Source organism: Streptomyces sp. NBC_01116 (assembly GCF_041435495.1).
Classification (GTDB): Bacteria; Actinomycetota; Actinomycetes; order Streptomycetales; family Streptomycetaceae; genus Streptomyces.
Map to the genome: position 1 here is coordinate 1,693,016 of NZ_CP108644.1, position 19,661 is coordinate 1,712,676.

The 19,661-nt window shown below is 71.5% G+C and carries 19 protein-coding genes and 1 pseudogene; 8 read left to right on the forward strand and 12 right to left on the reverse strand.

What is annotated here, in order from left to right; genetic code table 11:
- Positions 1–276 precede the first annotated feature (276 nt).
- Positions 277–815 (forward strand): annotated as a pseudogene (locus OG245_RS07270) (YbhB/YbcL family Raf kinase inhibitor-like protein).
- A 138-nt stretch (positions 816–953) separates the two neighbouring features.
- On the forward strand, positions 954–1,466 hold the full coding sequence (locus tag OG245_RS07275; protein WP_003970007.1) for an HNH endonuclease: 513 nt from the start codon (positions 954–956) through the stop codon (positions 1,464–1,466).
- 70 nt (positions 1,467–1,536) lie between these two features.
- On the opposite strand, the gene OG245_RS07280 is transcribed toward OG245_RS07275, so the two are convergent.
- The 4 genes from OG245_RS07280 to OG245_RS07295 all read right to left on the reverse strand — a co-directional run bounded on the left by OG245_RS07280 (position 1,537) and on the right by OG245_RS07295 (position 4,916).
- Entirely contained in the window at positions 1,537–2,310 is a 774-nt protein-coding gene (locus tag OG245_RS07280) for a sulfite exporter TauE/SafE family protein (protein WP_371622716.1), read from the reverse strand.
- Positions 2,311–2,388: 78 nt separating this feature from the next.
- Complete coding sequence (locus tag OG245_RS07285; protein ID WP_371622717.1) at positions 2,389–3,390, reverse strand: SPFH domain-containing protein; 1,002 nt, start codon at positions 3,388–3,390, stop codon at positions 2,389–2,391.
- A 166-nt stretch (positions 3,391–3,556) separates the two neighbouring features.
- On the reverse strand, positions 3,557–3,985 hold the full coding sequence (locus tag OG245_RS07290) for an NfeD family protein (RefSeq protein ID WP_371622718.1): 429 nt from the start codon (positions 3,983–3,985) through the stop codon (positions 3,557–3,559).
- Positions 3,986–4,118: 133 nt separating this feature from the next.
- Entirely contained in the window at positions 4,119–4,916 is a 798-nt protein-coding gene (locus tag OG245_RS07295) for an ABC transporter ATP-binding protein (RefSeq protein ID WP_371622719.1), read from the reverse strand.
- 122 nt (positions 4,917–5,038) lie between these two features.
- Here OG245_RS07295 and OG245_RS07300 point away from each other — a divergent pair, with 122 nt between their 5' ends.
- Complete coding sequence (locus OG245_RS07300) at positions 5,039–5,824, forward strand: hypothetical protein (RefSeq protein WP_371622720.1); 786 nt, start codon at positions 5,039–5,041, stop codon at positions 5,822–5,824.
- Between the two features lie 477 nt (positions 5,825–6,301).
- On the opposite strand, the gene OG245_RS07305 is transcribed toward OG245_RS07300, so the two are convergent.
- The 3 genes from OG245_RS07305 to OG245_RS07315 all read right to left on the reverse strand — a co-directional run bounded on the left by OG245_RS07305 (position 6,302) and on the right by OG245_RS07315 (position 8,480).
- Positions 6,302–6,553, reverse strand: a complete 252-nt coding sequence (locus tag OG245_RS07305) for a chaplin family protein (protein ID WP_371622721.1) — start codon at positions 6,551–6,553, stop codon at positions 6,302–6,304.
- Between the two features lie 144 nt (positions 6,554–6,697).
- On the reverse strand, positions 6,698–7,342 hold the full coding sequence (locus OG245_RS07310; protein WP_371622722.1) for a response regulator: 645 nt from the start codon (positions 7,340–7,342) through the stop codon (positions 6,698–6,700).
- Positions 7,335–8,480 carry a GAF domain-containing sensor histidine kinase gene (locus OG245_RS07315; protein WP_371622723.1) on the reverse strand — a complete coding sequence of 382 codons (1,146 nt, stop codon included), beginning with the start codon at positions 8,478–8,480 and terminating at the stop codon, positions 7,335–7,337. The genes OG245_RS07310 and OG245_RS07315 overlap by 8 nt, the downstream gene beginning before the upstream one ends.
- A gap of 242 nt (positions 8,481–8,722) precedes the next feature.
- Here OG245_RS07315 and OG245_RS07320 point away from each other — a divergent pair, with 242 nt between their 5' ends.
- The 3 genes from OG245_RS07320 (at position 8,723) to OG245_RS07330 (ending at position 11,769) form a co-directional block, all read left to right on the forward strand.
- Positions 8,723–9,457 carry an SDR family NAD(P)-dependent oxidoreductase gene (locus OG245_RS07320; protein ID WP_371622724.1) on the forward strand — a complete coding sequence of 245 codons (735 nt, stop codon included), beginning with the start codon at positions 8,723–8,725 and terminating at the stop codon, positions 9,455–9,457.
- 113 nt (positions 9,458–9,570) lie between these two features.
- Positions 9,571–10,698, forward strand: coding sequence for an S-adenosylmethionine:tRNA ribosyltransferase-isomerase (locus OG245_RS07325; RefSeq protein ID WP_371627830.1), 1,128 nt, complete (start codon positions 9,571–9,573; stop codon positions 10,696–10,698).
- A gap of 273 nt (positions 10,699–10,971) precedes the next feature.
- Entirely contained in the window at positions 10,972–11,769 is a 798-nt protein-coding gene (locus OG245_RS07330) for a transglycosylase SLT domain-containing protein (protein WP_371622725.1), read from the forward strand.
- Positions 11,770–11,845: 76 nt separating this feature from the next.
- On the opposite strand, the gene OG245_RS07335 is transcribed toward OG245_RS07330, so the two are convergent.
- Positions 11,846–14,476, reverse strand: a complete 2,631-nt coding sequence (locus OG245_RS07335) for an FHA domain-containing protein (RefSeq protein ID WP_371622726.1) — start codon at positions 14,474–14,476, stop codon at positions 11,846–11,848.
- Between the two features lie 412 nt (positions 14,477–14,888).
- On the opposite strand from OG245_RS07335, the gene serB reads away from it, so the two are divergent.
- Positions 14,889–16,184 carry a phosphoserine phosphatase SerB gene (serB, locus tag OG245_RS07340; RefSeq protein ID WP_371622727.1) on the forward strand — a complete coding sequence of 432 codons (1,296 nt, stop codon included), beginning with the start codon at positions 14,889–14,891 and terminating at the stop codon, positions 16,182–16,184.
- 134 nt (positions 16,185–16,318) lie between these two features.
- Here serB and OG245_RS07345 read toward each other — a convergent pair whose 3' ends face one another.
- From OG245_RS07345 to OG245_RS07360, 4 genes are all read right to left on the reverse strand, one after another.
- Positions 16,319–16,837, reverse strand: a complete 519-nt coding sequence (locus OG245_RS07345) for a histidine phosphatase family protein (RefSeq protein WP_361867725.1) — start codon at positions 16,835–16,837, stop codon at positions 16,319–16,321.
- Positions 16,838–16,929: 92 nt separating this feature from the next.
- Positions 16,930–17,139 carry a hypothetical protein gene (locus OG245_RS07350; protein WP_371622728.1) on the reverse strand — a complete coding sequence of 70 codons (210 nt, stop codon included), beginning with the start codon at positions 17,137–17,139 and terminating at the stop codon, positions 16,930–16,932.
- 169 nt (positions 17,140–17,308) lie between these two features.
- Positions 17,309–17,425 (reverse strand): SGM_5486 family transporter-associated protein, encoded by a 117-nt coding sequence (locus OG245_RS07355; RefSeq protein WP_007446146.1) that lies wholly within the window; start codon positions 17,423–17,425, stop codon positions 17,309–17,311.
- A 17-nt stretch (positions 17,426–17,442) separates the two neighbouring features.
- Complete coding sequence (locus OG245_RS07360) at positions 17,443–18,753, reverse strand: CynX/NimT family MFS transporter (protein ID WP_371622729.1); 1,311 nt, start codon at positions 18,751–18,753, stop codon at positions 17,443–17,445.
- Positions 18,754–18,913: 160 nt separating this feature from the next.
- Here OG245_RS07360 and OG245_RS07365 point away from each other — a divergent pair, with 160 nt between their 5' ends.
- Complete coding sequence (locus OG245_RS07365) at positions 18,914–19,588, forward strand: FadR/GntR family transcriptional regulator (protein ID WP_371622730.1); 675 nt, start codon at positions 18,914–18,916, stop codon at positions 19,586–19,588.
- Positions 19,589–19,661 lie beyond the last annotated feature (73 nt).

Below are 19,661 nucleotides of genomic sequence, written 5' to 3' on the forward strand. Positions count from 1 at the left end.
GGGCGGACGGCGCTACTTTCGAAACACGCCCTAGGGGAGGGCACCGCCCCCTGGGTCCTGTCGTCGAACTGCCGTCGTCGCCCGAAGGGCGGCCCTGCGGGGTCAGGTGCGTGCTCCCGGTGTGCCGGGGGCGGGGTCCTCGTACGGGACCGTACTGGGGCCTGCGCCCGGTGCGGCGAGAGCACGTGCATGGCGCGGCGGGGCAGGCGGCAGCTCGACGACAGGGCCTAGGGTCGGGTGGGAAGGCTGACGAACCGATCAGGAGAGGTGCGAGACGTGACCGAGCCGAAGAGAGGGCCCCGCTGCCGCACGACTTCCATCCGGAGGTGGCGGCGTTCACCGTGGTGAGCGACGATCTGGCGCCGGGGGCCGTGCTGGGCGATGCGCAGGTGCTTGCGGGTGGGAACACTTCGCCGCAGTTGCGGTGGGAGGGTTTCCCCGAGGGGACCAAGAGTTTCGCCGTGACGTGCTTCGACCCGGACGCCCCGACGGGCAGCGGGTTCTGGCACTGGGTGCTCTTCGACGTCCCGGTCTCGGTGACGGAGCTTCCGGCCGGCGCGGGCAGCGGAACGTTCGAGGGGCTGCCCGAAGGGGCCGTCCAGGCCCGTAACGACTACGGCTCCAAGGACTTCGGGGGCGCCGCGCCGCCGCCCGGGGAGAACCACCGCTATGTGTTCACCGTGTACGCGGTGGACACCGAGAAGCTCGGGATCGACAGCGACGCGTCTCCCGCGGTGGCCGGGTTCAATCTCCGGTTCCACACGCTGGGGCGTGCTCAGCTGATCGGTGAGTACGAGGCTCCCTCCGGCGATTAGTTCGTTCGCTGTTTGCCCTGCTCCGGTCTTGGAGAGATCAGAGCAGGGCATTTTTTATTGCGTTGTCCATCGCGGCCTGCCCAGCCAGAGTTGATCCGGGCCTGCCAGGGGGCGGGCGGCACACGGGAGGTGGGCAGGATGCGTGACACGCTGGTTCTCAACGCGAGCTTCGAGCCGCTGTCGACAGTGACGCTCAACCGTGCGGTGGTCCTGATCCTGACGGACAAGGCCGTCGTCGAGCAGTCGCATCCCGAGCTCCGTATGCGTGGTGCCGCCGTGGATATTCCGGCGCCCCGGGTGATCCGGCTCTGCCGGTACGTACGGGTGCCGTTCCGAAGACAGGCGCCGTGGTCCAGAAGGGGCGTGCTGATCCGGGACCAGCACCGGTGCGCGTACTGCGGGCGGCGGGCGTCCACCGTCGACCATGTGGTGCCGCGTGCCCAGGGCGGGCAGGACACCTGGCTGAACACGGTGGCCTCCTGTGCCGAGGACAACCACCGCAAGGCCGCCCGGACACCGGATCAGGCGGGGATGCCCCTGCTGAAGCAGCCCTTCGTCCCCTCCCCCGCCGAGGCGATGCTGCTGGCGATGGGGGCCGGCGACCGCTCGGCGCTGCCCGAGTGGCTGGACCGGGCAGCGGCGGCGGCGTAAGGACGTAGTCGGTGTACGTCGGATGGTGCATCGGTGGGCCCGTCCCTGTGAGGGGGCGGGCCCCCGTGTGTCAGCGGAGCAGTAGTTGGACGATGGCCATCGTGCCGACTGCCACGATGAGGGCGCGCAGGACGGTGGGGCTCAGGCGGCGGCCGACCTTGGCGCCTATCTGGCCGCCGATGGCCGAGCCGACCGCGATGAGGACGACGGCCGTCCAGTCGAAGTCGGCGACGAAGAGGAAGAACAGCGCGGCGATGGTGTTGACCACGGCCGCCAGGACGTTCTTGACGGCGTTGAGGCGCTGCATCGTGTCATCGAGCAGCATGCCCATCAACGACAGGTAGATGATCCCCTGGGCGGCGGTGAAGTAGCCGCCGTAGACGCTGGCGAGCATCAGGCCGGTGAACAGGAGCGGGCCGCCGTCGGTGCGGGGCGTGGCCCCGGTGTGTTCCCTGCGGCGCTGGACGGCTTTGCTGATGCGTGGTTGCAGGATCACCAGGACCAGGGCCAGGGCGACCAGGACCGGAACGATCGTCTCGAAGGCGGTGGAGGGCAGGGCGAGGAGCAGGGTCGCCCCGCAGAGGCCGCCGATCGCCGCGCCGACGCCCAGCTTGAGGATGCGTCGGCGCTGTCCGGCGAGCTCCTTGCGGTAGCCGATGGCCCCGCTGATGGAGCCGGGGATGAGGCCCAGTGCGTTGGAGACGGTCGCGGTGACCGGCGGGAGCCCGGTGGCGAGCAGGACGGGGAAGGTGATCAGAGTGCCCGAGCCGACGATCGTGTTGATCGTGCCCGCTCCGACGCCGGCCGCGAAGACGGCGAGTATTTCCCAGATGGACAAGGCCATCTCCTTCGTTGGTCAGTGACGCCTCCCCGCCATGAAGGTCGAGGGGCCTCACTGATCATGCACGAAAGGGCTTTCGGGTCAGGAGACCGGGGGTTCCTCGCGTCGTTCCACCGCCGGGGCGGGGATGGTGCCGTGACCGCTTCCTCCGCCGTTGCCGCCGTTGCCGCCATTTCCACCGTTGCCGCCGGTGTTGAAGCCGGGCATGCCGCCGCCGAGGTTCCCGAAGGCGCCGCTGAGGCCCTTGAGGGCGTCGCCGATCTCGCTGGGCACGATCCAGAGCTTGTTGGCGTCGCCCTCGGCGATCTTCGGAAGCATCTGGAGGTACTGGTACGAGAGGAGCTTCTGGTCCGGGTCTCCGGCGTGGATGGCCTCGAAGACCGTGCGGACGGCCTGGGCCTCGCCCTCGGCGCGCAGGGCGGCGGCCTTGGCCTCGCCCTCGGCGCGCAGGATCGCGGACTGCTTCTCGCCCTCGGCGGTGAGGATCTGGGACTGCCTGATGCCCTCGGCGGTGAGGATCGCCGCGCGCTTGTCGCGGTCGGCGCGCATCTGCTTCTCCATCGAGTCCTGGATGGAGGTCGGCGGCTCGATCGCCTTGAGCTCGACGCGGTTGACGCGGATGCCCCACTTGCCCGTCGCCTCGTCGAGGACTCCGCGCAGGGCCGCGTTGATCTCCTCACGGGAGGTGAGGGTCCGCTCCAGGTCCATGCCGCCGATGATGTTGCGGAGGGTGGTGACCGTGAGCTGCTCGATCGCCTGGATGTAACTGGCGACTTCGTAGGTCGCGGCGCGGGCGTCGGTGACCTGGTAGTAGATGACGGTGTCGATGTTGACGACCAGGTTGTCCTGGGTGATCACCGGCTGCGGCGGGAAGGGCACCACCTGTTCACGGAGGTCGATCCGGTTGCGGATCGAGTCGATGAACGGGACGACGATGTTCAGGCCCGCGTTCAGGGTGCGGGTGTAGCGGCCGAACCGCTCCACGATGGCGGCACTGGCCTGCGGGATGACCTGAATCGTCTTGATCAGGGCGATGAAGACGAGCACCACCAGAATGATCAGGACGATGACGATCGCATTCATGGTGTCTTTCGTGCCCTTCGGTTGGCCGGTGGATCGCGGTTATCGGGGTCGGTTCTCATGTGGAGCCGGTGATCCGTACGTTGCGGGGCCGGTCCAGGTTCTCACGATGATCGACATGATCGACTTCGAGTCTGGCAGACCTGGGCCCGCCCCGTGCACGCTTCGGTCACATGACGACGGCCGTCGCGCCGTCGATGTCCACGACATCGACCTGGCTGCCGGGTTCGAAGACCTGGTCGGCGTCGAGTGTGCGGGCCGACCAGACCTCACCGGCGAGCTTGATGCGGCCGTCGGAGGCCGATACCCGTTCCAGCACGACCGCTTGACGTCCCCTCAGGGCGTCGATGCCGCTGGCGTGCCCGGTCTGTCCGGTCCGGTGTCTGGCGGCGATCGGGCGCACGACGGCGATCAGCGCGATCGAGACCAGGACGAAGACCAGAACCTGGGCGACGATTCCGCCGCCCAGGGCGGCGACGGCCGATGCGGCCACCGCCCCGACGGCGAACATCCCGAATTCGGGCATCGCGGTCAGGACGAGGGGGATGCCCAGTCCCACAGCGCCGATCAGCCACCACACCCATGCGTCGATGTCCACATGGTCATCGTAGGACTGTCGGTGCGTCACCGACAGGGCGCACGGGTGGTCAACTACGGTGCACGGCCCGCCGATCGCGGCTCGAAGGCCCGTTTGCGCCCGGTGGAGAGGGCCGTACGCGGCCGGGCCGGGGTCAGGAGAGCGGGAGGCCGTGGGCGGTGTAGCGGTCGCCGGTGTGCTCGACGATGAGCGGCAGGCCGAAGCAGAGGGAGAGGTTGCGGGAGCTGAGCTCGGTCTCCATGGGGCCGGCCGCGAGGATCTTGCCCTGGCGGATCATCAGGACGTGGGTGAACCCGGGCGCGATCTCCTCGACATGGTGGGTGACCATGATCATGGAGGGGGCGAAGGGGTCGCGGGCGAGGCGGCCGAGGCGGCGTACGAGGTCCTCGCGCCCGCCGAGGTCGAGCCCGGCGGCGGGCTCGTCCAGGAGCAGCAGTTCGGGGTCGGTCATCATGGCGCGGGCGATCAGCGTGCGCTTGCGCTCTCCTTCGGAGAGCGTGCCGAACCTGCGGTCCAGGTACTCGGTCATGCCGAGGCGGTCGAGGAAGGCGCGGGCGCGCTCCTCGTCGACGGCCTCGTAGCTCTCGTGCCAGGTGGCGGTCATGCCGTACGCGGCGGTGAGGACCGTCTGCAGCACCGTCTGGCGCTTGGGCAGCTTGTCGGCCATCGCCACGCCCGCCATGCCGATCCGGGGGCGGAGCTCGAAGACGTCGGTGCCGATGCCGCCGAGCTGTTCGCCGAGGATGGTGGCCGTTCCCGTGCTCGGGAAAAGGTAGCTGGAGGCGAGGTTGAGGAGGGTCGTCTTGCCGGCGCCGTTGGGGCCCAGGATGACCCAGCGCTCCCCCTCCTTGACCGACCAGGAGACATCGTCCACCAGAGCGCGTCCGTCGCGGACCACGGATACGTCCACCAGCTCCAGTACATCGCTCATGGCGCGTTGTCTCCCCATGCAGTCTCGTCGATCGTCGCGTGCCGGTGGGCACGGCTCCCAGGGAAAACCTACGCCACCGCGCGAGTGCTTCAGGCGTGAGGGCCGTTCCCTAGGCTGTCGGCATGCTTGTCGAACCACGTTCAGGGTTGTTGGCCGCTTGGGGAAACGCGCTTCTGGCGGGACTCGTCTCGCCGGACGAGGCGGCCCTCGCGATTGTCGGGGAGGACGCGGTGCACCGCGTCGACGGACTGCCGGGTGAGGCGGGGCCGGTCGGGCTCACGCTGGCGCTCGGCCGGCTGAGGGGGTTGGGGGCGACCGGGTTCCGGGTCGCGTTGCCGGTTCCGGGGCATCCGCTGGGGCTGAGCGGGCCGCCCGATTTCAACGCGCGGGCGCTGGAGGCACAGGAGGCGGTGGTCGCGTACGGGGTGCCGTACGGGCTGGTGCCTGAGGTCACCGAGGCGGGGCCGGCCGGTGATCTGCATGTGGAGGTGGTGTGGCGGGTGCTGCCGGTGCGGGAGGCACCGCCCGCGGACGTGCCGTCGCTGGGCGAGGCGGAGCGGGAGCTGGCGGAGGCGTTGCGGGACGCGACGGCGGTGCTGTCGCGGCTGGACGTGGCCGGTTCCGGGCCGGTGGCGGAGGCCGCGGTGGACGCGTACCGGGCGCGGGTGGAGCGGGGGCGCGATGTGCTGGCGCCCGGGTATCCGCCGCGGGCGGTGCGGGTGCTGGAGATGGCGCAGCGGGTGGGGCTGCTGGTCTCGGTGGCGTACGAGAACGGGCACGGCGGTGCGGTGAGCGCGTCGGAGATCGCGGCGCGGGGGGAGGCGTTGCGGCCGGTGGAGCGGGTGGCTCGGCGGGCTCTGGTGGCGGCGTACAACGCGTATGTGGAGGGCGGGGAGGTTCGGCGGTAGGGCCGCGGGCCCTTGTCCTCAAGCGCCGGACGGGCTGGTTCGGGCCCCTCGGGCGGGTCGTCCTGGCCTCGGGGCCCCCGGCTCGGGGCGGCTCGGGGTTCCGCCCTCAAGCGCCGGGCGGGCTGATTCGGGGGCCCCTGTGCGTGCCGCCCTTTGCGCTCGGGGACTCCGTCACGAGGGTTCCGTCCTCAAGCGCCGGACGGGCTGGAGTGGTGCGGGAGGCCCGCTGGAGTGGTGTTCCCGAGCGGCTGGAGTGGTGCGCGGCGCCCGCTGGAGTGGAGTGCCGGGGCAGCCGGAGTGAGGTGCCGGGGCCCGCTGGAGTGGTGTTCCGGGGCAGCTGGAGTGGTGCGCGGCGCCCGCTGGAGTGGGGTGTCGGGGCGGCCGGAGTGGTGTTCCGGGCCGGCTGGAGTGGGACGGCGAAAGCCGGACGGGCCCTTGGGGGATGCAGGGGCGTCCGGCTTTCGGGAGGGGCTTGGGTCAGTGGTTGAGGCCGAGGTTGCCGAAGGCCGGGTTGAGCAGGCCCACCACGTTCACCGTGTTGCCGACCACGTTCACCGGGACGGCGACGGGAACCTGCACGAGGTTGCCGCTGGCGACGCCCGGGGAGTGGGTGGCCACGCCGTGGGCGTCGGCGCCGCTGTGGCCGGTGGCGGAGGCGGCTCCGGCGCCGGCGGCGATGAGCCCGCCCGCGATCATGGTGACGGCGGCGGCCTTCTTCAGGTTCTTCACTTCAGGATCCTCCTAGAGAGGCTGCGACAAGCCGTCGCAGCACGCCCTGGAGAACGCCGTGCGGCCCGTGAGGATGCGCCGTTCGGGTGACATACACCCGACAGTATGAATCTCGGTCCGGAAGGGAACCCGGCCGCGGGGACGTCAGCCCGCCGCCCCGTTGCGTACCGCCCACAGCGCCGCCTGGGTCCGGTCGGCGACGTCGAGCTTCATCAGGATGTTCGACACGTGCGTCTTGACCGTCTTCTCCGACAGGACGAACGCACGCGCGATCTCACGGTTCGAACGCCCGTCCGCGATGAGTCCGAGCACTTCGCGTTCCCGCTCGGTGAGCGTGCTCCCCCGGCCCGTGCCGGTGCCCGCGTCGTCCTGGGCCAGCAGCGCTCCCGCGACCTCCGGCTGGAGCAGGACGTGTCCGGCGTGCACCGAGCGGATCGCCCCGGCCAGAGCGTCCGGGTCGACGTCCTTGTAGACGTAGCCGGAGGCTCCCGCGCGCAGGGCGGGGACCACCGTGCGCTGTTCGGTGAAGCTGGTGACGATGAGGACCTTGGCGGGGTTGTCGAGCTCCCGGAGGCGGCGCAGGGCCTCGATGCCGTCGGTGCCGGGCATCTTGATGTCCATCAGTACGACGTCGGGGCGGAGCTCCTCGGTCCGGGCCACGCCCTCGGCGCCGTCGGACGCCTCACCGACGACCTCTATGTCCTCCTGGACCTCCAGGAACGTACGCAGCCCGCGGCGGACCACCTGGTGGTCGTCGACCAGCAGCACCCTGATGATCTTGTCAGCCACCGGGGACCTCCATCTCGATCGTGGCGCCCTTGCCGGGCTCCGAGGCAACGGTGAGCCGGCCGCCGACACTGTTCGCCCGGTGGCGCATGGAGACGAGGCCGAGGTGGCGCCCCGCCCGCCGGACGGCGGTGGGGTCGAAGCCGCTCCCGTCGTCGGTGACGCGCAGGACGGTGTCGGCGCCGCGCCGGGCGAGGCTGACGCTCACACGCTCCGCACCGGAGTGGCGCAGGGCGTTGTGGAGGGCCTCCTGCGCGACCCGGAGGAGCGCTTCCTCCTGGGCCGCGGGCAGCGCGCGCACTCCGCAGCTCTCGAAGGCGACCTCGGCGGCGTGCGCCCGGTCCAGGACCTGGATCTGGGTGCGGAGGGTGGCGATGAGCCCGTCCTCGTCGAGTGCGGCGGGCCGCAGCTCCACGACGGCGGCCCGCAGCTCGTCGACCGCCTCGGCGGCGAGGGCGGCGACCTGCTGGAGCTCCCCCTTGGCGCGGGCCGGGTCGCGGTCGACGAGCGCGGTGGCGGCCTGGGCGGTGAGGCGGAGCGAGAACAGCTTCTGGCTGACCGCGTCGTGCAGTTCGTGGGCCAGCCGGGAGCGTTCCTCGGCGATGGTCAGCTCGCGGCTGCGCTCGTAGAGGCGGGCGTTGGTGAGCGCGATGGCGGCGTGCTGGGCGAGGATCTGGAGCAGTTCCTCGTCCTCGGCGGTGAAGCCGCAGCCGCCCTCGGGCTTGGGGCACAGCTTGTTGGCGAGGAACAGCGCTCCGATGATCTCGTCGCCGTCCGTGATGGGCAGACCGAGGAAGTCGGACATGTCGGGGTGGGCGTCGGGCCAGCCCTCGAAGCGGGGGTCCTTGCGGACGTCGGCGAGCCGTTCGGGCTTCGCCTGGTGGAGCATCGCGGCGAGGATGCCGTGCTGGCGGGGCAGCGGGCCGATGGCCTTCCACTGTTCGTCGCTGACGCCGTCGACCACGAACTGGGCGAAGCCGCCGTGGTCGTCCGGGACGCCGAGGGCCGCGTACTGGGCGTCGAGCAGTTCGCGGGCGGAGGCGACGATCGTCTTGAGGACGTCGCCCACTTCGAGGTGCCGGCTCATGGCGAGAAGCGCGGCACTCACCGCGGCGAGGCCCGACGGTGGGCGATGGCTCATGGGATCACCGTACCGGCGGGGGCCGCGCGGTCGTATCGGGCCGCGGTCGGTGGTCGGTGCGCGGGGGGCCTAGGTCCGGGCGACGGGCCCTCGGCCGGAGGTCGTAGGACTGCCAGGGACCTACGCCGAAGTACCGGGGGCGCCTGCGGCTCCCGGGCGAGGCGCGGTGCGGCCGGGGCTTCCTACGGTGGATTCGCCGGGGCTTCCCGGCGGACGCCGAGGGTGCGAAGGGGACGGTCACCATGCCGGTCGCGATGATCACGGGTGGTTCGAAGGGACTGGGGCGCGCGTTGGCGGCGGCGCTGGCCGGGCAGGGGTGGGACCTGGTGCTGGACGCCCGGACCGCCGAGGTGCTGGAGGACACGGCGCAAGAGCTGCGCGGGCGGTTCGCGACGCGGGTGGTGGCGGTGCCGGGGGACGTCACGGACGCGGCGCACCGGGCGGACCTGGTGGCGGCCGCCGGGGCGCTGGGCGGTCTCGACCTGCTGGTGAGCAACGCGAGCGTCCTGGGCGCGGAACCGCTGGTCCGGCTGGACGCGCAGCCGCTGGAGGGGCTGCGGCGGGCGCTGGAGACGAATGTGGTGGCGGCGCTCGGTCTCGTACAGGAGGCGTTGCCGTCGCTGCGAGCCGCTCCGGCGGGGGCGGTGGTGGTGATCAGTTCGGACGCGGCGGCGGAGCCGTACCCGACGTGGGGCGGTTACGGGGCGTCGAAGGCGGCGCTGGACCAGCTGGCGGCGGTGCTGGGCGAGGAGGAGCCGGGGCTGCGGGTCTGGGCCGTCGACCCGGGTGACATGGCGACGGACCTGTACGCCGCGGCGGTCCCGGAGGAGGCGGACGAGGCGCGGCCGACGCCGGAGAGCGTGGCGCCCGCCTTCCTGCGGCTGGTGCGGGAGCGGCCGGCCAGCGGGCGGTTCGCCGCTCCGGCCCTGCTGGAGGGGCGGGGCGGACCGGCCGGGCAGGGCGGGGGCCCGCGGTGAGCGCGCGGGAGCGGTGCCGGGGAGGAGGGGTGAGGGCTGCCGCGCCGGTCCCGGACGGGGTGGGCGCGGCCGCACCCGGCCCGGACGGGGGCCCGGCCGACGGGGCCGCGCGGCTGTGGGCCGGGGGCGGCGGGCCGGGGGGCCCGGTGGCGTGGCGGGTGCCCGCCGCGCTGTCGGCCCGGGTTCCGGCCGAGCAGCGGGGTTCGGGGCGTGACGACGTACGGCTGCTCGTGTCGCGCGGGTGCGCGGTGTCGCACCATGCGTTCCGGGAGCTGCCCGGGCAGTTGCGGGCCGGGGACGTGCTGGTGGTGAACACGTCCCTGACGCTGCCCGCCGCCGTGAACGGGCGGGTGGGCGGGGAACGGGTCGTCGTGCACTTCTCGACGCGGGGTGCCGACGGGCGGTGGGCGGTGGAGCTGCGGGCCCCCGGCGGGGCGGGGGTCACCGGGCCTCGCCCGGGCGGCCCCGCGGGCGCGGTGGTGCGGCTGCCCGGCGGACGGGCCCTGGTGCTGGAGGAGCCGCTGGGGCCCGCGGCGGGGGCCCGGCTGTGGTGGGCGCGGGCTCCGGAGCAGGTGCCGGAGCTGTTGCGGCGGTACGGGCGGCCGATCCGGTACGGGTACACGGAGCGGGATCAGCCGCTGTCGGCGTATCGGACGGTGTTCGCGGCACCCTCGCCCGACGGGAGCGGCTCGGCGGAGATGCCGAGTGCCGCGCGCCCCTTCACGGTCGCGCTGGTGGCGGAGCTGGTGCGTCGGGGGGTGCTGTTCGCTCCGCTGTCCCTGCATACGGGGGTGGCTTCGGCGGAGGCGCACGAACCGCCGTACCCGGAGCGGTTCGCGGTGCCGGCGGCGACGGCGTGGCTGGTGAACGCGGTGCGGGCGGCGCGGGGCGGGGACCGTGCGGCGGGCGGGCGGGTGATCGCGGTGGGGACGACGGCCGTACGGGCGCTGGAGTCGGCGGCCGGGGACGACGGGGTGGTCCGGCCGGCCGGGGGGTGGACGGATCTGGTGGTGACGCCGCGGCGGGGCGTGCGGGTGGTCGACGGGCTGCTGACCGGGCTGCACGAGCCGGAGGCCTCGCATCTGCTGATGCTGGAGGCGGTGGCGGGGCGCGAGGCGCTGCGCCATGGGTACGAGGCGGCGCTGCGCGAGCGCTACCTCTGGCATGAGTTCGGGGACGTCCACCTCATCCTGCCGGACGAGGAACGTGACGCTCCGAATTGCTCCAGCAACGAGTGGTGAGACCGTTACGTCGCCGATGTGAGCCCAGGCATAGGGTCTACGTCACTTACGAACGTACCTAGTGGGCACATAAGGGCGATTTGAGCAGGCATGGGCAGGGGTCAATTCGGACGAACAGGACCCTGTTCCACTACTCAGCTTCGTACGTCACACCTTTGCCACAGCATTTTGCTGCCGCTAAGAATTGCTCTCGTCCCCGACGGAGGTACGCATCACCGCCTCCGGTCTCGTCCTCCGTGAGGACACCCTGAGCATTCGAAGAGGTAGCCCTACATGTCTGCGACTCGCATACCCAGCCGTGTCCGTCGTCTGAACAAGGTCCAGAAGATCTCCGTGGCCGGTGTGTCGGCCCTGGGCGTCGCCGCCCTGACCTTCTCGCTCGTCCCGTCGAACGCCGAGGCCGAGATCGCCCCGCAGGCAGCGGCTGCCGCCGCGCCGGTGGCGTTCACCAACGCCGCGGGCTCCGCCCAGGCCAAGACCGTGCAGAACAGCATGCTCGAGCAGCACTCCACCGCCGAGCAGCTGGTGAAGGCCGCCGACGCCGCCAAGGCGAAGGCCGCCGCCGAGACCAAGGCCGCCGCCGCGAAGGCGAAGGCCGCGTCCGAGGCGAAGGCCAAGGCCGCCGCGGACGCCAAGGCGAAGGCGAAGGCCGCCGACGACGCGAAGGACAAGGCCGCCAAGGCCAAGGAGGACGCGAAGAAGCGCGGCACCGAGGCCGCGAACCGCTCCACCCCGCGCAAGCCCGTCTACGCGAACAACCTGGACGGCTGGATCCGCGAGGCCATGGCGATCATGAAGAAGGAAGGCATCCCCGGCTCCTACGAGGGGATCCACCGCAACATCATCCGCGAGTCCAGCGGTAACCGCTGGGCCATCAACAACTGGGACATCAACGCCCAGAACGGCATCCCCTCCAAGGGCCTGCTCCAGGTGATCCAGCCGACCTTCGACCGCTACCACGTGGCGGGCACCAAGAAGGACCTGTACGACCCGGTCGCCAACATCGTCGCCGCCTGCAACTACGCGGCCGACCGCTACGGCACCATGGACAACGTCGACAGCGCGTACTGAGCCCAGCCGTACACACGCCGGAGGCCGGCACCCCTCGGGGTGCCGGCCTCCGGCGTCGTCGCGTACCGGCGGGTCCCTACTTGCGCATGACCTCGGGCTCGTGGCGGCGCAGCAGGCGCGCGACCGCGATGCCGCAGATCACGCCCAGCGCGAGCAGCACGGCGATGTTGATGCCCCACTGGCTCGCCGTGTGCTCCCACAGCGGGTCGAGGTCGGTGGGGTTCTTCGGGTCCCACGGCGGCATCAGGTGCGCCAGGTCCAGCGTGGTGCCGGCCGCGGCCATCGCCCAGCGGGACGGCATCAGCCAGGCGAACTGCTCCAGGCCGGGCGACCCGTACACCTGGAAGAGCACGCCGGTGAAGACGACCTGGATGATCGCGAACATGACCAGCAGCGGCATGGTCTTCTCGGCGGTCTTCACCAGCGAGGAGATGACCAGGCCGAACATCATCGAGGTGAAGCCCAGCGCGATGATCGAGAGGCAGATCTCGACGGCCGGCGGCATGATCAGGCCCTCCGCGGGAAGATCGCGGGTGGCGAAGCCGATGCCGCAGATGATCACGCCCTGGAAGGCGGTGATCACACCGAGGACGATCACCTTGGACATCAGGTAGGCGGAGCGGGACAGGCCGGTGGCCCGCTCCCGTTCGTAGATGACCCGTTCCTTGATCAGCTCGCGTACGGAGTTGGCGGCGCCGGAGAAGCACATGCCGACCGCGAGGATCAGCATGATCGTTCCGGCCTTGCCGTTGAACCGGGACGGCGGGTCGGGCTCGGCGAGACCGAATTCCGCCGGGATGACCACGCTGACCACGCCCAGCACGGCGGGCAGGATCAGCATGAGGCCCATGAAGCCCTTGTCGGACGCGATGACGGAGGAGTATCTCCGGATCAGCGTCCACAGCTGCGCCATCCAGCCCTGCGGCTTCGGCGGGCGCATCTGCTGCGGGGGCGGCATGCTGACCGGCTGGGCCGCGACCGCGTCGATGTCGGCGGCGTACATCTGGTAGTGCTGCGACCCGCGCCAGCGGCCCGCCCAGTCGTAGTCGCGGTAGTTCTCGAAGGCGGAGAAGACGTCGGCCCAGCTGGTGTAGCCGAAGAAGTTCAGCGCTTCCTCCGGCGGGCCGAAGTAGGCGACGGAACCGCCGGGGGCCATCACGAGGAGTTTGTCGCAGATCGCCAGCTCGGCGACCGAGTGCGTGACGACGAGCACGGTGCGGCCGTCGTCGGCGAGGCCGCGCAGCAACTGCATGACGTCGCGGTCCATGCCCGGGTCGAGGCCGGAGGTCGGCTCGTCCAGGAAGATCAGCGAGGGCTTGGTGAGCAGCTCCAGGGCGACCGAGACGCGCTTGCGCTGGCCACCGGAGAGCGAGGTGATCTTCTTGTCCTTGTGGATGTCGAGCTTGAGCTCGGCGAGGACCTCGGTGATCCGGGACTGGCGCTCGGCCTCGGTGGTGTCCGCGGGGAAGCGCAGTTTGGCCGCGTACTTCAGGGCCTTGGTCACGGTCAGCTCCTTGTGCAGGATGTCGTCCTGCGGGACCAGACCGATGCGCTGGCGCAGCTCGGCGAACTGCTTGTACAGGTTCCGGTTGTCGTAGAGGACGTCACCCTGGTTGGCGGGCCGGTAGCCGGTGAGCGCCTTGAGCAGGGTGGACTTTCCGGAACCGGACGGGCCGATGACCGCGATCAGCGACTTCTCGGGGACGCCGAAGGAGACGTCCTTGAGGATCTGCTTCCCTCCGTCGACCGTCACCGTGAGGTGGCGGGCGGAGAAGGAGACCTCACCGGTGTCGACGAACTCTTCCAGCCGGTCGCCGACCAGCCGGAACGTCGAGTGGCCGACGCCGACGATGTCGTTCGCGCCGATGAGCGCGGAGCCCGACTTGTGGAGCGGCAGACCGTTGACGTACGTGCCGTTGTGCGAGCCGAGGTCGCGGATCTCGAAGCGGCCGTCGGGCGTCGCGTGGAACTCGGCGTGGTGGCGGGAGACCTGGAGGTCGGAGACGACCAGCTCGTTCTCCAGCGCACGACCGATGCGCATGACCCGGCCGAGGGCCAGCTGGTGGAACGTGGTCGGGCTCCGGTCGCCGTAGACCGGCGGCGCCCCCGCGGCACCGCCCTGTCCCGGTCCGGCCGGATGTCCGGGGCCCTGCTGGTGCGGCACCTTCTGGTGCGAGGGCTGCTGCTGCGGGACCTGCTGCTGCGGCGCCTGTGGCTGCTGCTGCCAGGCCTGCTGCTGGTGGGGCTGCTGGGCAGGGGCCTGGTGCTGGGCGGGGGCCTGGTGCGCGGCCGCCTGCTGGCCGGGCCAGCCCGCGCCGCCACCCTGCGGCTGCTGATGGGGCTGCTGCTGCACGGGTGCCTGCTGAGCGCCGACCGCGTGCCCGGCGGCGGCGCCGGCGCCCGCGGCGGCGCGGAGGCTCACCCGGGGCCCGTCGGTGGCGTTGCCCAGGTGCAGCACCGAGCCGGGGCCGATTTCCACCTGCTGGATCCGCTGACCCCGCACATAGGTGCCGTTGGTGCTGCCGTGGTCCTCGATGAACCAACTACGGCCGCTCCAGCTGATCGTGGCATGCCGCCACGACACCCTGGCGTCGTCGACCGCCAGGTCGCCCTGCGGATCACGGCCAAGGGTGTACGACCTGGACGGATCGAGCGTCCAGGTGTTGCCATTCAATTCCAGTACGAGTTCCGGCACTCCGCGCCCCACTAGTTGTCCCCCGTGTTACCCCCGTCGCAGGGAGTCTAGGGATGCTGAACATCGTGGGGAACTATTCCAGGAGCAGTCCCGGATCCGAAAGCCGGGCGGGTGAAGAGCGCGCGGAGACCTGTGCGAACGCCCCGGTACCGGGGGGGCGAAACCGGCAGGGAACGAACGAAGTCCGGATGAAGGTCCGGTTACCGCACAGAGAACACGCATCGACGGGATAACGGCAGATACAAGACACCCGGCGCGCCCGGGCGCAAGACCCGTACCGGCCAGATCCACGACGCCCCCGCGCCCTCCGGCCCGAGACCGTCGAGAGCGCCGCCGGGCTCCGCGGACGGGAGCGGGGTGATTCCGTCCGGCACTCGGGACGGGCGGCCGGAGGAGACGGCGGGACCGATACGGTGGGAGCACCATGAGCGCATCTCAGCCACCTCAGCCCCTCTCCTCCTCTGAGCCCCCTGAGCCCCCTGAGTCCCGTCGGGCCGACGGCACCGGCGACGGGCCTCCTCCGGGCAGCGACGCACCCACGCTTCTCGTCAAGATCTTCGGCAAGGACCGTCCCGGCATCACCGCCGGCCTCTTCGACACCCTCGCCGCGTACGCGGTCGACGTCGTGGACATCGAGCAGGTCGTCACGCGGGGCCGCATCGTGCTGTGCGCTCTGGTCACCTCCCCCACCGCGGGCGGGACCACCGAGGGCGATCTGCGGGCGACCGTGCACAGCTGGGCCGAATCACTGAAGCTCCAGGCCGAGATCATCTCCGGCATCGGCGACAACCGCCCGCGCGGTGACGGCCGTTCCCATGTGACGGTGCTGGGCCATCCTCTGACCGCGGAGTCGACCGCCGCCATAGCGGCCGCCATCACCTCGACCGGCGGGAACATCGACCGTATCTTCCGGCTGGCGAAGTACCCGGTCACCGCCGTCGAGTTCGCGGTGTCGGGGACCGGGACCGAGCGGCTGCGGACCGCGCTGGCGACCGAGGCCGCGGAGATCGGCGTGGATGTCGCGGTGGTCTCGGCCGGGCTGAGCCGCCGGGCCCAGCGGCTGGTGGTCATGGACGTCGACTCCACGCTGATCCAGGACGAGGTGATCGAGCTCTTCGCGGCGCACGCGGGCTGTGAGGAAGAGGTCGCCCGGGTGACCGAGCAGGCGATGCGCGGCGAGCTGGACTTCGAGCAGTCGCTGCACGCCCGGGTCGCGCTGCTGGCCGGTCTGGACGCCTCGGTGGTGGACAAGGTCCGCACCGAGGTACGGCTCACCCCCGGCGCCCGCACCCTGATCCGTACGCTCAAGCGACTCGGCTATCAGGTCGGCGTCGTCTCCGGCGGTTTCACCCAGGTCACCGACGACCTGAAGGAACGGCTCGGCCTCGACTTCGCCTCGGCCAACACCCTGGAGGTGGTGGACGGCAGGTTCACCGGCCGGGTCGTCGGCGACGTGGTGGACCGGGCGGGCAAGGCCCGGCTGCTGCGGAGCTTCGCCGAGCAGGCGGGGGTGCCGCTGGCCCAGACGGTGGCGATCGGGGACGGGGCGAACGACCTCGACATGCTGAACACCGCCGGGCTCGGCGTCGCGTTCAACGCGAAGCCGATGGTCCGCGAGGCTGCGCACACCGCGGTGAACGTGCCGTTCCTGGACACCGTGCTCTATCTGCTCGGCATCACCCGTGAAGAGGTCGAGGCGGCGGACGGTCTCGTCGACTGACGGCCCCGGGCCGCCGGGCCCGGAGCCGTACACGTCTCCGTCCCACGTGGTCGTACGCGGCCCCAGACGGCCGTACGCGGAAGGGCCCGGCACGGGATCTGTGCCGGGGCCCTGATCTTTCCCGTGTACAGCGCTCAGTCGTTCGGCGTCCAGTACTCGGTGAGCTTGCCGGCTCCGTGTTCCACGCTCTTCCAGGAGCCGGGGAACTCGACCACGGCATAGGCGGCCGTGGGGAAGCCGTCCCGGGTCATCCGGGCCAGGGTGTCGCCCTCGGCCGATCCCGAGAGGGCATCGGCGGCCCCGTGCATCCCGGGGTTGTGGCCGATGACCAGGAGGTTGCGCACCTCGTCCGGGGTCTCGTTGAACAGGGCGATCAGTTCACCGAGGGAGGCCTCGTACAGCCTCTCCTCGTAGACGGTCCGGGGGCGCTGGGAGAATTCATGGACCGCCAGCTTCCAGGTCTCCCGTGTCCTGGCGGCGCTGGAGCAGAGGGCCAGGTCGAAATCGATGCCGGAATCGGCGAGCCTGCGGCCGGCCACGGGCGCGTCCTTGCGGCCGCGCTCGGCCAGCGGGCGCTCATGATCGGAAGCCTGTGACCATTCCGCCTTGGCATGCCGGAGAAGGACGATCCTGCGAGGTGTCTCGACGCTCATACACCTCAGCTTCGCATGAAACGCGGCCTCCGGCGCAGGGTGTTGACGTGCTCGTCCGAGGAGTTGGCGCGCTGGTCCGGGGCTGCTTCGCCTCACCGGGACAGCAGCTGGAGGGTCCGCTCGATCAGCCGTCCGAGTGCGGGGTCGCCGGTGGCGGCGGCCTGGGCCTGTCCGGGGCTGAGGATCATCAGCAGCAGGGCGGCGAAGGCGACGGCGGGCAGGGCGACGGCCCACCAGGGCAGCCGGATCTCGACACCGTCCGCGGCCGGCCGGTGGGCCCTGGTGTGCGTCGGTGTCAACATGTCCGCCTCCGTCAGGTCATCGGGTCGTCACCGGACAACTTACGGACCGGAGGCGGCGGGCCCCATCCGGTGACCCACCCACTTCACCCTGACCCTGGCCCCCTAGGGGTAGGGGGGCCGGCCCCACCCCTCGGGGTCTTCAGGGTCTCGGGCGGCGGGTCCTCGGGCGTCAGGGCGAGGCGATCGTGGCGATCACACCGATGACGACGGTGATGAGGAGCATCGCCCCGAACACGAGGAGAAGCTTCTTCTGGCCGTTCTGGGGATTCGGATCGAGCACTGGCATGGAGTCAGTGTCGCATCTCAGCATTCGTCCTCGATCGTCCGGTCCCGGCCCGCGAGGATCCCGGCCACCATCTGGGGAATCATGAGGCCCGCCATCAGCGCGATCGGCAGCCCCCAGCCACCGCTGTGCTGGTAGAGCACGCCGACGAGCAGCGGGCCGGGGATCGAGAGCAGGTAGCCGGTCGACTGGGCGAAGGCGGAGAGCCGGACCACGCCCGCGCCGGACCGGGCCCGCATGCCGATCATCGTGAGGGCGAGGGGGAAGGCGCAGTTGGCCACCCCGAGGAGCACGGCCCAGGCCCAGGCTCCGGCGGCGGGGGCGAGGTAGAGCCCGCCGTAGCCGATCAGGCCGCACAGGCCGAGGGCGACGACGATGGGGCCCTGCTGCTTGAGCCGGGAGGCGACCCGGGGGATGACGAAGGCGAGCGGGACGCCCATCGCCATGGTGACCGCGAGCAGGAGTCCGGCCGTGCCGGCGGAGACCCCGGCGTCCCGGAAGATCTGCGGCATCCAGCCCATGGTGATGTAGGCGGCGGTCGCCTGGAGCCCGAAGAAGCAGGCGAGGGCCCACGCGGTGCGGCTGCGGGTGATCCGGAGGGCCGGCGCCTCCGCGGCCGGCGCACCGGAGGCGGCCGGGGCGGGGACCGGCTGGCCGGGGGCGGGGGTGCGGTCGCGTACGAGGACGATCCAGGGCAGTACGGCGACGGCGGCGAGCACGGCCCAGACGGCCAGGCCCGTCCGCCAGTCTCCGCCGAGCGCCCCGGTGACCGGGACGGTGACGGCGGCGGCCAGGGCGGTGCCGAGGGCCAGGGCCATGGAGTAGAGGCCGGTCATGGTGCCGACGCGGTCCGGGAACCAGCGCTTGACGATCACCGGCATCAGGATGTTGCTGACGGCGATGCCCATCAGGGCCAGGGCGCTGGCGGCCAGGAACCCGGCGGTGGAGCCGATGTACGGGCGGATGACCAGGCCCGCGGCGATGGCGGCCATGCCCGCGCAGACCACGGCGCCCGCGCCGAAGCGGCGGGCCAGACGCGGTGCCATCACCCCGAAGACCGCGAAGCAGAGCGGTGGTACGGAGGTGAGGACCCCGGCCACGCTCCCGCTCATGTGCAGCCCGTCGCGGACCTCTTCGAGGAGGGCGCCGAGGCTGGTGATGGCGGGGCGGAGGTTCAGTGCGGCGAGGACGAGTCCCACGGCGATGAGGCGCAGCAGCCAGGGCGCGGGGGCCTCGCCCGCGCCGGGGAGCCGCTGGGCGTGGAGTTCGCGGGAGGTGCGCGCGGCGGGGCCGCGGTTCAGGGTCGGGGTCTGGGTCTCGTCGTCCGGCATAAGGACCATCATAGAATCATGGGATGATTGATTGTCCAATCCGTTCCCTCCCCCGACCTCTCCGGCGTCCGACCGTTCTCCTGTTTCCTGGGAGAATCCGGCCCCGACACCCTCATCGACCCGGCGCTCTCCACGGGTCGGCCCACGAGCAAGGAGCACCATGGCGTTGACGTCTCCGCGGCGTTCGGCACTCGCCGACCAGGTGATCGCCCAGCTGAGGAATCAGATCACCTCGGGCGAGTGGCCGGTCGGCTCGCGGATTCCGACCGAACCCGAGCTGGTCGAGCAGCTGGGCGTGGCCCGTAACACCGTCCGCGAGGCCGTGCGGGCCCTCGCGCACAACGGGCTGCTGGACATCCGGCAGGGCTCCGGCACGTATGTGGTCGCCACCAGCGAGCTGGCCGGGGTGATGCACCGCAGGTTCGCCGCGGCCGATCCGCGGCACATCGCGGAGCTGCGCTCGACGCTGGAGTCGTCGGCGGCCCGGCTGGCGGCGGCCCGGCGCACCGAGCGGGATCTGCGGCAGCTGGACACGTTGATGGCTCGCCGCGAGGAGGCCTGGGCGTCGGGGAGCGCGGAGGCGTTCGTGGCCGCGGACGCGACGCTGCACCTGGCGGTGGTCGCGGCCTCGCACAACGACGTCCTGACCGAGCTCTACGCCGACCTGGGGGACCTGCTGCGCGACTACCTGCGCGGCGACGTGGGTCCCGAGCTGCGGCCGGAGAACCACATGGACCACGGGCGGCTGGTCGAGGCGATCCGGTCCGGGGACGCGGAGACGGCGGCGGCCGAGGCGGCGAGCCACGCGCTGACCTGCCTGACGGACCGGGTGTAGCGGCGCGGCGCACCGACCTGCCTGGCGGACCGCGGCGGCGCGCCGGGCCGCGTACGGCAAGGGGAGAGAGCGC

What these genes read in the sequence shown, in the direction of transcription:
- OG245_RS07275 (WP_003970007.1), top strand. Translation starts at nt 954, where the DNA reads ATGCGTGACACGCTGGTTCTCAACGCGAGCTTCGAGCCGCTGTCGACA.
- OG245_RS07280 (WP_371622716.1), bottom strand. Translation starts at nt 2,310, where the DNA reads ATGGCCTTGTCCATCTGGGAAATACTCGCCGTCTTCGCGGCCGGCGTC.
- OG245_RS07285 (WP_371622717.1), bottom strand. Translation starts at nt 3,390, where the DNA reads ATGAATGCGATCGTCATCGTCCTGATCATTCTGGTGGTGCTCGTCTTC.
- OG245_RS07295 (WP_371622719.1), bottom strand. Translation starts at nt 4,916, where the DNA reads ATGAGCGATGTACTGGAGCTGGTGGACGTATCCGTGGTCCGCGACGGA.
- OG245_RS07300 (WP_371622720.1), top strand. Translation starts at nt 5,039, where the DNA reads ATGCTTGTCGAACCACGTTCAGGGTTGTTGGCCGCTTGGGGAAACGCG.
- OG245_RS07315 (WP_371622723.1), bottom strand. Translation starts at nt 8,480, where the DNA reads ATGAGCCATCGCCCACCGTCGGGCCTCGCCGCGGTGAGTGCCGCGCTT.
- OG245_RS07320 (WP_371622724.1), top strand. Translation starts at nt 8,723, where the DNA reads ATGCCGGTCGCGATGATCACGGGTGGTTCGAAGGGACTGGGGCGCGCG.
- OG245_RS07330 (WP_371622725.1), top strand. Translation starts at nt 10,972, where the DNA reads ATGTCTGCGACTCGCATACCCAGCCGTGTCCGTCGTCTGAACAAGGTC.
- serB (WP_371622727.1), top strand. Translation starts at nt 14,889, where the DNA reads ATGAGCGCATCTCAGCCACCTCAGCCCCTCTCCTCCTCTGAGCCCCCT.
- OG245_RS07345 (WP_361867725.1), bottom strand. Translation starts at nt 16,837, where the DNA reads ATGAGCGTCGAGACACCTCGCAGGATCGTCCTTCTCCGGCATGCCAAG.
- OG245_RS07350 (WP_371622728.1), bottom strand. Translation starts at nt 17,139, where the DNA reads ATGTTGACACCGACGCACACCAGGGCCCACCGGCCGGCCGCGGACGGT.
- OG245_RS07355 (WP_007446146.1), bottom strand. Translation starts at nt 17,425, where the DNA reads ATGCCAGTGCTCGATCCGAATCCCCAGAACGGCCAGAAGAAGCTTCTC.
- OG245_RS07360 (WP_371622729.1), bottom strand. Translation starts at nt 18,753, where the DNA reads ATGCCGGACGACGAGACCCAGACCCCGACCCTGAACCGCGGCCCCGCC.
- OG245_RS07365 (WP_371622730.1), top strand. Translation starts at nt 18,914, where the DNA reads ATGGCGTTGACGTCTCCGCGGCGTTCGGCACTCGCCGACCAGGTGATC.